10 protein-coding genes are annotated in these 13093 nt (G+C 46.7%); 1 reads left to right on the forward strand and 9 read right to left on the reverse strand.

The window, feature by feature from the left end; all coding sequences use genetic code 11:
- Positions 1 to 94 precede the first annotated feature (94 nt).
- The 8 genes from mreD to EXU30_RS08825 form a co-directional block, all read right to left on the reverse strand.
- On the reverse strand, positions 95 to 586 hold the full coding sequence (gene mreD, locus EXU30_RS08790; protein WP_130599239.1) for a rod shape-determining protein MreD: 492 nt from the start codon (positions 584 to 586) through the stop codon (positions 95 to 97).
- Positions 583 to 1476, reverse strand: a complete 894-nt coding sequence (gene mreC / locus EXU30_RS08795) for a rod shape-determining protein MreC (protein WP_130599241.1) — start codon at positions 1474 to 1476, stop codon at positions 583 to 585. Before mreC ends, mreD begins: the two co-directional genes overlap by 4 nt.
- A gap of 112 nt (positions 1477 to 1588) precedes the next feature.
- Positions 1589 to 2638, reverse strand: coding sequence for a rod shape-determining protein (locus EXU30_RS08800; RefSeq protein WP_130599243.1), 1050 nt, complete (start codon positions 2636 to 2638; stop codon positions 1589 to 1591).
- Between the two features lie 313 nt (positions 2639 to 2951).
- Positions 2952 to 7577, reverse strand: a complete 4626-nt coding sequence (locus tag EXU30_RS08805; RefSeq protein WP_242620370.1) for a DUF6701 domain-containing protein — start codon at positions 7575 to 7577, stop codon at positions 2952 to 2954.
- Positions 7567 to 8022 (reverse strand): MSHA biogenesis protein MshP, encoded by a 456-nt coding sequence (locus tag EXU30_RS08810; RefSeq protein WP_130599245.1) that lies wholly within the window; start codon positions 8020 to 8022, stop codon positions 7567 to 7569. Before EXU30_RS08810 ends, EXU30_RS08805 begins: the two co-directional genes overlap by 11 nt.
- On the reverse strand, positions 8012 to 8857 hold the full coding sequence (locus EXU30_RS08815) for a PilW family protein (RefSeq protein ID WP_130599247.1): 846 nt from the start codon (positions 8855 to 8857) through the stop codon (positions 8012 to 8014). Before EXU30_RS08815 ends, EXU30_RS08810 begins: the two co-directional genes overlap by 11 nt.
- Positions 8857 to 9399, reverse strand: a complete 543-nt coding sequence (locus EXU30_RS08820) for a type IV pilus modification PilV family protein (protein WP_130599249.1) — start codon at positions 9397 to 9399, stop codon at positions 8857 to 8859. The genes EXU30_RS08815 and EXU30_RS08820 overlap by 1 nt, the downstream gene beginning before the upstream one ends.
- Positions 9389 to 9832: an MSHA biogenesis protein MshC gene (locus EXU30_RS08825; RefSeq protein WP_130599251.1), complete on the reverse strand. Its 444-nt coding sequence runs from the start codon at positions 9830 to 9832 to the stop codon at positions 9389 to 9391. Before EXU30_RS08825 ends, EXU30_RS08820 begins: the two co-directional genes overlap by 11 nt.
- Before the next feature lie 289 nt (positions 9833 to 10121).
- Between EXU30_RS08825 and EXU30_RS08830 the strand changes: the two genes are divergently transcribed.
- On the forward strand, positions 10122 to 11033 hold the full coding sequence (locus tag EXU30_RS08830) for a hypothetical protein (protein ID WP_130599253.1): 912 nt from the start codon (positions 10122 to 10124) through the stop codon (positions 11031 to 11033).
- Positions 11034 to 11070: 37 nt separating this feature from the next.
- Here EXU30_RS08830 and EXU30_RS08835 read toward each other — a convergent pair whose 3' ends face one another.
- Complete coding sequence (locus tag EXU30_RS08835) at positions 11071 to 12954, reverse strand: methyl-accepting chemotaxis protein (protein ID WP_130599255.1); 1884 nt, start codon at positions 12952 to 12954, stop codon at positions 11071 to 11073.
- Positions 12955 to 13093 lie beyond the last annotated feature (139 nt).

Consider the following 13093-nt stretch of genomic DNA (forward strand, 5'->3'; position numbering starts at 1 on the left):
TTGTAGGTAGAACAACTAGCTAGCTGCAATTTCTGCCTTGCTCTAAGCAATTTTCCCTGCGTAACCTCTGATCACTTATTTATCCTAATTGGTATTATTTGACCCCGTATGAGCGGCGTAAGTTTCGCAGCACCCAAAAAAGCCACCACCACACCGCGACACAAGAAATGCTTGGCAAAAACAAATCAATGACAAACTCGCTGTCACCAACGATGGCATATTGCGCCCAGAAAATGACAAAGTGGTACAAGAAGATCAGTGACGCCACCATCAGCGATTGCTGCCAACGCGGAAAGTTACGAAAACGCATGGAATGCAGTACCACGATATACACCACCAAAGAGAGCGCCAGCGCCCTAACTCCAAGGGTTGCACCTAACAGTACGTCCAAAAACAACCCCAGAGTAAAGGCGGTTAATACGCTATAACGATGAGGCAATGCCATCGCCCAGTAGATCATCACTAACACTAACCAGTCGGGACGCCACACTTCCGCCAACTCTGGCAATGGCATCACCTGAAACATGGCGCCAACGAAAAAGGTCGCCCACACGACCCAACGGCCGCTAGCTATATGCGCGCTCACTGGGGCTCCTCGCTTGCTTGACTATTTTGTGCTTCAACACTGGTTTCAATTAGGTTATCTGCTACGTCTTCAGTGGCCTCTTCGTCAGGCCAAATTAATAATACGTAGCGAATTCGGTCGAGCGCCGCCAACGGCTGCGCATTAATCACCGCGTAGTTTTGCCCATCATCGCGTTTAACTGATAACACCCGCGCAACTGGGTAGCCCTCAGGGAATCTTTGCCCTAGCCCCGATGTCACCAATAAATCCCCTGCGACAATGTCGGTACTTTTAGCCACATGGCGCAGCTCAATCTCATCGATATCGCCAGTACCATTAGCAATGGCGCGCACGTCGTTACGTGTTACCCGCACAGGAATACCGTGGGTGACATCTGAAACTAACAGCACTCGGCTAGTAAACTCACTCACCTCAGTGACCTGACCAACAACCCCTTGCGCATCAACCACAGGTTGACCGACAAACACGCCATGGCTCTTACCCTGATTGAGTACTACGTATTGGCGAAATGGTTCGCTCGCGACCTCCATGACCTCTGCAACTACCTTGCGTGAGTCCATATGCAAAGGTGAGCCAAGCAAGGCACGTAAGCGGTCGTTCTCTTGGCGTAAATGCTCAAAACGCTGCAAACGTTCTGACATCATTAATTGCTGACGCATTAGCTCTTTATTTTGCAGCGATAACATATCGCGAGTGGCAAAGGCTTCGGCGCTGCGGTCAAGCAACACACCGGGAAGATTGGCTAGGTATTGAATTGGACTAAGCAGAGTAGAAAGCGATTGGCGGTAGGGTTCTAGCTTGTTATTTGAAAGCATCAACACCACCGACAGGATGACTGCCAGTGTGAGACGAAACTGTATCGAAATGCCGCGTACAAAAATTGGTTTCATATTAGGATTTGCCAAACCTCGGCAAAAATCAGCTCCAAAGGCGTAAAACCTTTGCTTTTTATGAACAAAAAGGGGGCTAAACGCCCCATTTTGTTAGAATTATATCAGGAGATTAGCTCTCCTCAGAGAATAAATCACCGCCGTGCATGTCGATCATTTCTAACGCTTTACCACCACCGCGAGCAACACAGGTTAATGGCTCTTCTGCCACCATCACAGGAATGCCAGTTTCTTGCATTAACAAGCGGTCAAGGTCACGCAATAACGCACCACCGCCAGTTAATACCATGCCGCGCTCAGAGATATCTGATGCTAGTTCTGGTGGCGACTTCTCAAGCGCTACCATCACAGCACTGACAATGCCTGATAATGGCTCTTGCAGTGCTTCAAGAATTTCGTTGCTGTTTAGGGTGAAGCTTCTTGGTACACCTTCAGCTAGGTTACGACCACGTACTTCAATTTCTAGCACTTCATCGCCAGGGTAAGCTGTACCAATGGTGTGCTTAATGCGCTCAGCAGTGGCTTCACCAATTAAGCTGCCGTAGTTACGACGTACATAGTTGATGATGGCATCGTTAAACTTGTCACCACCAATACGCACTGAAGATGAGTAAACCACGCCGTTAAGCGAGATAATCGCAACTTCAGTTGTACCACCACCGATGTCGACAACCATAGAACCAGTTGCTTCAGAAACTGGTAGGCCTGCACCAATCGCCGCTGCCATTGGCTCTTCAATTAGGTAAACTTCACGTGCGCCTGCACCCATTGCTGATTCACGGATCGCGCGGCGCTCTACTTGTGTTGCACCAACTGGCACACAAACCAACACGCGTGGGCTTGGGCGGAAGAAGCCATTGTTGTGCACTTGCTTAATAAAGTGCTGCAGCATCTTCTCGGTAACGTAGAAGTCAGCAATTACGCCGTCTTTCATTGGACGAATTGCCTGAATGTTGCCCGGTGTACGACCTAACATTTGCTTCGCGTCAGCACCTACCGCTGCAACAGACTTTTGACCACTGCCGCTGCGCTCACCACGAATTGCCACCACCGATGGCTCGTTTAGTACGATACCTTCTTCTCGAACATAAATAAGAGTGTTTGCCGTACCTAAATCGATAGATAGGTCATTAGAAAAAATGCCGCGCAACTTTTTGAACATGGATCAGGCCTGTATCGGTGAAATCTAAACGATGAAAAATCAGCTCACTTTAGCAATGACACCCAGTTTCCACAAGTGCTTACAGGTTAACAAATGCTAATCAAGCAAGTTTTTTTATAAAAGCATTCTGAAAACACAAAAAACCATAAAATTTGATATTTGCACAAGCTAAAATTGCTGCATTTATAACCACTCCACCACAAAAACAAAACAGGTGTATAGCTAGGTTCAAGCTATACACCTGTAGCAGCGTTTTCTAACTGAGAGTTGTTCGCTTGAGTTCTGTTAATTGAGCTATAACCAAGCTTAAGAATTACTGCCTGACCTCACGCCAGTAGATCACTCTATCGTGTCCACGGTAACGACCAAAGAACGCACTTGATTGCGGATCGCTTAGTGTATTAGGAGACAAGCTATCGTAATTCCAATACCACTCTAACCAGCTATCGACATCTAATGGTGACAATACCTGACCACGATAATTGTTAGTGCCAACATTCTGCCAAAGCAGGGTTTGCTGACCATTGATAATTTGTCCAAACTGACCACTGCGCTGCACGGTTTCACCTGTTGATAAAGCGGGGTTATAGGTAGCCAGCGGCGATAAAGCGCCACTGATAATTGAGCAGCTATCATCAGTGTTCAACTGCCAGTTAGTGCCATTCCAGAACTGGGCATAAACCGGCATCATTAACACTTCTGATTCAGGGCCATAGGTGTTGTCCATCAACACACGGCCATGACGCATATCTTTAGTACCTAAGCGCTTGGCTGTACAGGTATTACTTGGAGTTTGACAGTCTCCCGAAGTATCTGGGCGCATATCAGGGCTTGCAACAAAAGCAAAATCACCATCGTTATCATACACCTGCACGCCTACATCGAGCTGACTATAAGGCCCATCAACATTAGGTGCAGTGGTTCTAGCAAAAGTTGCTCGATAACTTGAATCTACTGTTGCCACGCCCGCTGACCAAGAGCCACTTCCTACAGGAAGCGAACTCAAGCGCGCACTGAGATCGACACCATCATTGGCATTTTCGCCCGCCAGACTGGCAGTACCTTTAGCAAAAGCACCTTGATAGTTCTGGGTTGTGACCGAATTTAAGTTCTGTGCGCTGATATTAAATGCCACAGGGAATGGTTGCTCCATATAACTAAAGCCGCCACAGGCAGGTAAAACACTTGCGCCGCTGATGGCAAAGCTCGCAGGCACAAAGCGACCTGTATTGCCGGTACTCGCTTGTGGAATATCGTAAAAACTTGAACCCAAATAACTCGATTGTGGCTTCACGCTAAAGTCGAACACCCCCACCTCACTCACGGTTTGAGTAACGTTATTGGCATTGTTGACCGCTGCAACATGGTTATAGCTAGCATTACTGATACTGCCTAGCTGACCAGGGCTTGGTGCAACCAAACTATGTGATAACTGCATATTGCCATGGGCATAGTTTGGCGTATTTAAGTTATCGCAGTAATCAGCGTCACCATCGGCTTGCCAGGCTTTACCACGTACCTCGAACATGAAGCTTTCACCCGCACGCTTAAACACACTGCAGCTAGCATCACCACTTGGGCAAGTCGCCTGATTCTCAATTTGACTAATGCACAGGCCAACAGGGAAGTTTACCACTTCAACATTACCTGTCATCACCAGTCCAGCCTCTTCACCAGTACCCGAGTAACTGGCATCGAGCTGGATTTTACCGGCATCTGGATAGTTAAGGGTAAAGCTAGCTTCACCTTGGGCATCAAAGTTAAGCGCCAGCTGAGTCGCAGAAGTCGCCGATTTACCAATATTGGTGTTATCTACCGTGACCGATGATGTGGCCACAAGGCCGCCTGCCGACGGGTCAACATAACTGCTCCACAAACTAATACTCTTAGCCTGATTGGCAAAGGTTGGCACACATTGCTCAGTGGCATCATCTTTTTTCACTGCTGCAATGGTCATACTTAACGGCTTGTTCGCCAGCTTGGCAAATTGCGTTGCCGTGTCCTTGTTTGCCGCATCAGTATCAAAAATAAACCCTGTGTCAGCAAACGTGAGTGAACAGTTCGCCGCCGTTGCCGTACCACCTGCTATTGAACATAAAGTTTGACTAAACGGTTTAGCGCCAGGTGTTGAACCGATTACATCTAAGGTAACTGCGCCAGGCGTGTTATTACGCAGCTGCAGCGTGGTTTGCCCGCCACTAAAGGTCACCACATTACCGCCAACCCAACCACCACCAGTTGGAATGGATGCTGGGCTTAAGGTCGCTGTGACTTGATCTGGCACCAATTGACTACAATCAGGGTTTGCACAAGCTTTTAGGGTGAGAGTTTCTGGCGCGCAGGTTAAGCCACTACCGGTGTGGTCAAACTCAAAGTGGTCGATCACTACACCAATTGGCCTAGACTCGAGCGCACAAATCTCAACGTTGTCAATCTCATGAATATTGGTTGCGCCGCCAGTGGAGCCTGTTAAAGACAGCAAAAAGTCGGTAGGGATTGCTGCTTGATCGGAATCTGCAGCAGCGTCGAATGGCGGGATAAGCATGGTAAAGCCATTGCCAGTATCGCGCTCAACACTCACAATCGATTGACCAGCAACCTCAGAGTCAACCGTAATACGATATCGATGCGCCGGATTAACATTATTGTTATCCACCGTTGGCGTTAAACAGTTACCACCAGGGTTGGTTTGCCCATTGTCACAAGTGCCACGTAAATACTTATAACCTGATGTGCCTGAACCAGAGCCACGAATCGCCACTGACTGACGTCTACGTCCCGGGCCATCTGGGCCGCCTTCGGTAGAGAAATTACCGTACTCATCAATACCAAAACCAAGCCAGCCACCAGCAAAGCCATCAACATTTGAGCGAGCGCCGTAGCCGAGCGGCCCGCCATAAGAGCCAGGTTGCGGCGTAATAGAGGCATCGGACAATACAAAGGCAATACCATCGGCGCCACTGCCGTCGTATGCATAATGGTCAAACTCGATAACCACCTTGTTATCACTACCCGAGAACAAACGTTGGTAAGTAGACGAGGTTGCTTGGTTACCGGCAGCTTCAGTGACTCGTAAGCGACTGCCAACAATACTAGGTGTGAAGTTACCGCGACTGCTTGAAGTGACCCAGTCTGTCCCTAGGTCATTACGATTAAAGTCGTCAGTAAAACACTGCTCTACAACTTCCTCTTTTTGCAGTGCAATGAAGCTATAGTTCTCCCAAACGTGCCTGCGATCACTATCACGATAGGTATCTTCATCAATAACCATGCTAACTAAGGCTTCTGTTAACTGACAACGCCTTAGCCAGCCACCATCACCACCACGACGGCTATTTTTACCCGCTACAAATATTGGCACATCAGTAAAGCCTGTAAGCGGTGTAGTAAATGCACATTGATAATTTAAATCTCGAATGCTGCCTGCAGTGAAAGTCTGAGCGCCTGCACCAAAGTGATAATTCACATTCTCACTGTTAAGCGCCAGTACGCCGGTACCACTTTGCACTGACATAAAGGCAACCGTCTCGGCAACAATCTGATTATTATTGCGATTGGCAGGCTGACAACGCGCTGCATTACTCCTGACCTCAGAGGTATCAAGGGCTAGCTCAGCACCAGTATTTGTAAACTGAGATGTTGTGGTGAACCAGCAGTCGTTCGCATACGTTTGGCGCTGACTTAAAAATACGTCATGCCCCGCTGGCAAAGGCACATCAGTGTACGGTGAATTGCCGCCAAACATCACGGTGTCAATATCAACTGTGCCGGCATGTAACTGCTGACCGTTAGCTAAATCATGGGTGCCTGGTGTCACAGCAATCCAATGAACCTCGGGCATTGGCACTGACTGAGTATAACGATTACCCGGTGATGGCGGCTCAGCTTGCTCCCATACAAAGCCGGTTGTTGAAGGGGTACCAACCAAGCGCACTGAAGCAGGGCCGTCACCGTTAGAGCTGGTGTCAGCCACCGTTGGCATCAGGAAAACCAAAGGGGTAACGCCAGTAGGAAATGCATTGTCAAAACTCACCACGGTTGATGTCGCTTTGCCATACTGGATGTGGAATGGTACCACTGGTTCTGCTGGACGATTAATCTCAGATGTACCCGTCATGGTAATAGACTTAGCAGTTACCCGGCCGTTGACTGTACTTGAATTGAGAGTGAGTCCTTCCTCAACGTACATATCCGCATTCACAATTGACTGGCTATTCATTGAAAAGCCGCCATAGGTAATGACTTGTACACCAGCAGACTCTAAGCTGTTAATGACACCACCATTTAGTGCCCCAGCCAATTGGCTAATGAAAATACGGGTATTCTCTCCAGCTTCAATTTCTGAGGTAGCATTAATCTGCAAGCTGCCTATCCAGTAATCACCAGTAGGGAACACCAACTTTGCGCCGCTCCCCATAGCAATACTATTAAAACGATATTCACTGTTGCTGTTAGAAAAGTTCACTTCACAATCGGCATATAAACTCAATGAAGAAAATTGCGTATCACCTGAGTCGCCTAAGTTATACACCTCACCGGTACGACAAAATCCAATACCACCATCTGCGCCGCTGCTGCTGCGAAATCCTTGATTGCCGTTCATTTGCAAGCCGCGAATAGAGCTGCCCGTTACAGTACACGCACGCGTGCCTCCAGCCCCGTCATCACAACTATCATTAGGTAAGCCGTTACTGGTGTTAATTGAGCAAAATGCTAAATCATTACCTTGAGTACCATTAATACTCGAGCTGTTAAAAATGGTCAGCTGTGGATTACTGATTTGATTACAACCACTGTTATTATTTGAATGATGACCTTGAGCGACCGCTGGCCAAATCGCATTTTCATCAATGGGGTCAAAAGCCGACACCGCTGAACTGTATAAACTCAGCCCAGCGACTAGCGCAGCAGTGGTTTGAATAATTCGCTTAATTGCCACGTGCTTCTACCTCCACCTGACGATTAACTCGTAAACAGTTAGTACTATCGTCTGTGCCACAACCGCCTGTCTCGCAGGTTGCACTGCTATTAATGGTAAATTGTGTATCCGCTCCTACAGTTGCCGCGCTGCAAGATATGCTCACACTACAGCCATGAAAACCTAGCGTGTTAGGCGGTGTCCAGCTAGCAGATACTGCCGCACAGGTTTGCACAACGCCACCCAGTGGAAATAACTGCGCTAACGCAGCATCTGCGCCGCTATTGGCACTATTTAATGCCCTTGTACCCCACACTTCCATCGACAAAGCCTCATCAGCATCTTCAACAATGCGCAGCAAGCTACCTGCCAGTAAAAACATGACAATAATGACAAAAATACCAATTACCAACGCACTGCCTCGCTGCGCAGATAATTGATTGAGAGACTTGCCGCTAAGGTACATTAATCACCTGTATTTGATGTTGATACTTAAAGGTTTCACCATTAACACTGAACCTTGGTTGCACATGCACCAACGCATTAGTCACCAAGTTTGATGGCGTTACAATAAGCGCTGGCTCTATTGCAAACGCGTTAGTCACATTCTGTGCCATCAACACCCCAGTCCCCATATTACCAGGCGCAGGCTGACTGGTTTGATAGCCATAGTTTTGATAACGAACTAACTCGGCATCCACACTGCTACTTGCACGAATAAAACAATAACTCACAGGCTGTACGGCAAAGTAAACTCGCTGCAGTGGTGAGTCCTCAGTAAAGCGAATATTACTGGCAAAGTTCACTGTTACCTGATCGCCCGTCACCACTGTGCTTTGCACTCTAAAACGTTTAGCCGTAGTTCCTGTTGGGTTATACACTTCACTTGCGGTAAGTGGGTACAGCATGACTTGATCGCCATTATCAATTGCCGTTGCCGAGCGAAACACACTCATACTGCCAGCAACAGGGTCTGGTGCGATGGGAGCGTTAAGGTAACTGCTGCTCGATTTAATTGGCACAAATTCAATGCACTGATATAAGCCGCTCCCGTCAGTTAACAAGCGCACACTATTTGGTACAGCGTTGCGTAAATCACGCGTTAAACGCTCAACCCCATATCGACTTTGACTTAGCACCTGATCAACTGAGCTAGACTCAATAAAGATTCTGGTACCAAAAATAATAAAACTGCTTACCCCAACCACTAAAATCCCCAAAATGAGAATAACAGTGACCATCTCTACCAAAGTAAAACCGAGATTTTTGATGACCGGGAGGCTGAATTTTGTACGCCGCATTAGTAATTACTCCTTACTGACTGGTAAGTAATTACTTCATTTGTGGGAGTGGTGACATCGACTGTAATCAGCTTGGCCGCACGCGTTGCCGCATCGACATACTCAACTGATACCGACAAGCCAAAATTAGGATAAAGGTCGGCATAGGTTTGAGTTGAGTCGAACATATTACTGTTGATATTCAATCCTATATAGTCATCCACATCATTAAAGTCATTGCGCCCTTCTCCAGCTTCTGCGCCTAAAGTTGTTGAGCAAGCGAGCGCAAATGGTAGACCACTATCGCAAGCAGGGTTGCCACCATTGGGGTTGGTGTTTTGATCATAACGCTTACCCCAAATTTCATTCATTACAGAGTGTGCCAGCTCAGCCGAACGCACGCGTTGTAAGTTGTCTACTGCGCGATCGGCTTGTGGAAACAGCATGCTGGTCATCAGTACAATGGCGATACTTAACACTAACATGCCAATCACTAGTTCAATTAGGGTAAAGCCACGATGAAATGTTAAGGGTTTTACTATTCGTTGAGGATTAAAGCGCATAAATATAACCCTCGCTAGTAACAGCAATTTTCAGCGTATCAACCGCATTTATCGTAAAACAATCGCCGCTGCAGTTAGGTGTAAGCACACGGCCAAGTGAGTCAAAGGTAACGGTAAAACTTGAACTGGCATTAGCCGTTAAACTAATTTGCGCGCCGCCTTGAATTGCCTGACTCGCTTCACTGCGAATAAGACCTGTACACTGATTGCCGCTGCGCCCTGAATATTGATGTTGTTGGTAACTGGTCGCAGACACTTCAATGGCAAAGCAACGGTCTGAATTATTGAGTGCACGAATTTGTGCCTGACGCAGCTCAGATATGAACTCATTGCGCAGAGTAAAAGCACTGTAAGTTGTATCAGAAAACAAACGCGGCAACACCGCCACCGCAATAATGCCGATCAAAATGATAGTTGTGACGAGCTCAACCAGGCTAAACCCTGCTGTTTACCTTTGAATGGATAACCAGAAGGTTGAATGCCAGGCGAAATAATATGGTAACGGCTTAATTTCATTAAATAAACTGCTGCTTACTTGCTGTAGTTCGCTTGCACTTAGTATGGCAAATTTATGCTACTTTTGTCTGCTTAAATATTGATTTCATTTATAAAGGTCGGCAGCAACCACCAAATCCTAAGTGAGATTGTGACAGATCATCGAAAAGTCTCGTACGTTTTGTTAATATCTGCGCATCCAATCTAAATCTAAGATGACTAAATTGATGACCTGGCTTAAGCTTTGCTGCATTGGTTGGCTTCTATCTGCAACACTTGCCTCCTCAGTGTTTGCAAGCGACAAAGTTATCATCAATCTACCACTTTCCAAACAAGACCCACGCTACGATTTTAGCCATCGTTTACTCGAACTTATTTTAGTTCAAACAACAGAACAATACGGCGCGACTAAGTTGCAACACGCTCCGACAACCATGACCCGTGACCGCACGCTTCAGGAATTAAAGCGTGGTGAATTGGTCACTGTTGTGCCACAAGTCTCCTTAGTTGAATGGCAACAGCAACTTATTCAAGTTAACTTCCCACTGCTTAAAGGTATTCAGGGGCTGAGAGTGTTTATGGTGCGCAAAGACTTAGCGCCACCTTTGAAAGACTTGTCAGAACAGCAACTCAAACAGCTACCAACTGGGTTACTGCCCTATTGGTCGGTATATCCGCTATTAAAAAACGCAGGCTTTAAGGTGGTTGATGGCTCCGAATATCAAAGCCTATTCAACATGCTAAATAGAGGCCGCTTTGATACCTTCAGCCGCGGCATTAACGAAGCTTACAACGAACTTGAAGCCAATCATCAGCAGTACCCAAACCTTAGCATTGATAACAGTGTACTAATTAATATTCCAATACTGACGGTTTTTTATGTGTCGCCAAAGCATCCAAGACTTGCAGAGCGACTTGAGCAAGGGTTATTGATGCTTGAGCAAAGCGGTAAGCTTAATGAGCTGTTTTATGCCGAGTTTTGTCCTGACTTGATGCGTGCAGGTATAGATAAGCGTCGAGTCATTGGAATTAACAACCCTAACCTTAGTGTCGAGTTCCTAACACAAGCGCGGCAGCAAGGGCGCTTACTCGACCCCAAACTGCCGCTTGATCGTATCTGCCAGCCATTTGTTAGATAACGAGAAGTCGGGATAAATAGCCCACACCAAGCCTAAACTAATTCAACGTAAACGCTTCTACAGATTCGGTTAACTGGCCTGATGCCTGTTTCAGCCCCGCTGCCAGTTGATTGTTATTCTCTGATTGCTCGAACGTTTCTTTGGCTAAGTCGTTAATCGCAACTACGCTTTGGTTAATCTCACTCGCAACATGGGTTTGCTCTTCCGCAGCGGTGGCAATTTGGTTGTTCATATCTAAAATCGACATCACCGCTTGCTGGATCACAGCTAAAGCTTCATTGGCAGACTCAGAGCGCTCTGCCGTTTTCTGCGCGTTATCCATATTCACCTGCATAAGATTAACCGAGCGCTTTGCTTCTGCTTGTAAGGTATTAATCATGTCTTGAATTTCGCGGGTACTTTCACGGGTACGATTAGCAAGATTACGCACTTCATCGGCTACCACAGCAAAGCCGCGCCCATGCTCGCCAGCGCGAGCAGCTTCAATTGCCGCATTTAATGCCAGCAAATTGGTTTGCTCTGAAATACCATCAATCACATCCAAAATACTGCCAATGCTCTGAGTTTCTTTCTCAAGGCGAGTTGTCACGCCAACCACATCTTCAAGACCACCAACCAGACTTTGGATCTCCTGATTCATCTCGTTGACAATCACCATGCCTTGCTCAGATGAGCCGTTGGCCTCATTCGCTGAGTTAGACGCTTGCAGCGCATTGCGGGCGACTTCATCAACCGTTACCGTCATCTCATTCATTGCTGTTGAGGTTTGCTCTAGCTGCAACATTTGCTCTTCAGAGCTTTTATTCACGCCCTGAGCGATCACAGTAATATCTTCTGCTGAACTGTCTAAGTGGCTCGATACTTGATTGATTTTATCTAATGTCATTTTTAGCTGCGACACCATCTCTAATGTCGCGGCATATACCCCGGTTTCACCGCCAGTTTCAGTTCCTGCCCGAGATAAATCGCCTTTTGCTACACGTTCGACGATCGCCTGAATTTCGGTTGGCTCACCGCCAATTGGACGATACATTAGATTCATCACCAGATAGTAAGTTGCCGACGCAGCCACCGTCAGTGAAATAATCGCGACCACCAAGTTAAACCATAAAAATGCATTCGACGGTTCATGGATATGTTCTAGCGTGTCCCATGCCCAAGCATTCCAGCCTAAATTGTCAAAGCGCGCATTGGCGACTAGCACCTCCCCTAACTCGGTATCAATCTCGTGGGTAGTCGTTGCAGCCATAGAATACTGCTTAAAGCTTGGGAATAACTCAAAGGCATTTTTACCAATATGATCCGGGAATTTAGACGCAAGTAAAAAGCCATCCTCACGGCTCACGAACACTTGATTAAGCTCAAGCAACCCTGCAATAAAGGTTGAGATTTCTTGCACACCAATATTCACACACAGCACTGCGACCACCTTACCATCGCGAATAACTGGCTCAGCGACCGCCATCACATGCATGCCATTACTACTAACATAAGGTGTAGTGACAATATGCGACTCATTAGCAAAGCCGCGGGTATACCATTCACGCTTTAAGGTTGCAGCGTTAAAATTAGGGATTTGTCCGTTGGGTAAATAAGTATCGCCGCTTTTAAAACCAATATATGCCTCTAGGACGTTCAAGTCTTTGTGTAACACGCTCAACTGGGCCAGCAGCTTGTCACGGTCAAAGTTGCCTTCAGCATCAATATCCATGGTATGGGAGATCATGGTTAGGCCATCAAAATAGCGCATCATTTTCTCTTCCACGGCATTAGCAATTAGGTTGGATTCACTCGATAGTTTGTTGGTGAAGCTGTCGACAGATGCACTGCGAAAGTTGATATAGCCTTCAAGGGAAATAATGAAAATAATCAGAGCAAATAACGCTCCAATAAAGCTTGTTAGTTTTGTTTTTGCGCTCATATCATCAGCCTCTTAAGTAAGCCGTTGCTCTATTTTAATAAATCTAATCTCGATCAGATTATAGATACATCGTGTTACATTTTCAGGTTTTTCTATGAGGTGGCAGGTTTAAACTGACTACCGCGATTTATAAGATTAC

Source organism: Shewanella maritima (assembly GCF_004295345.1).
Classification (GTDB): domain Bacteria; phylum Pseudomonadota; class Gammaproteobacteria; order Enterobacterales; family Shewanellaceae; genus Shewanella; species Shewanella maritima.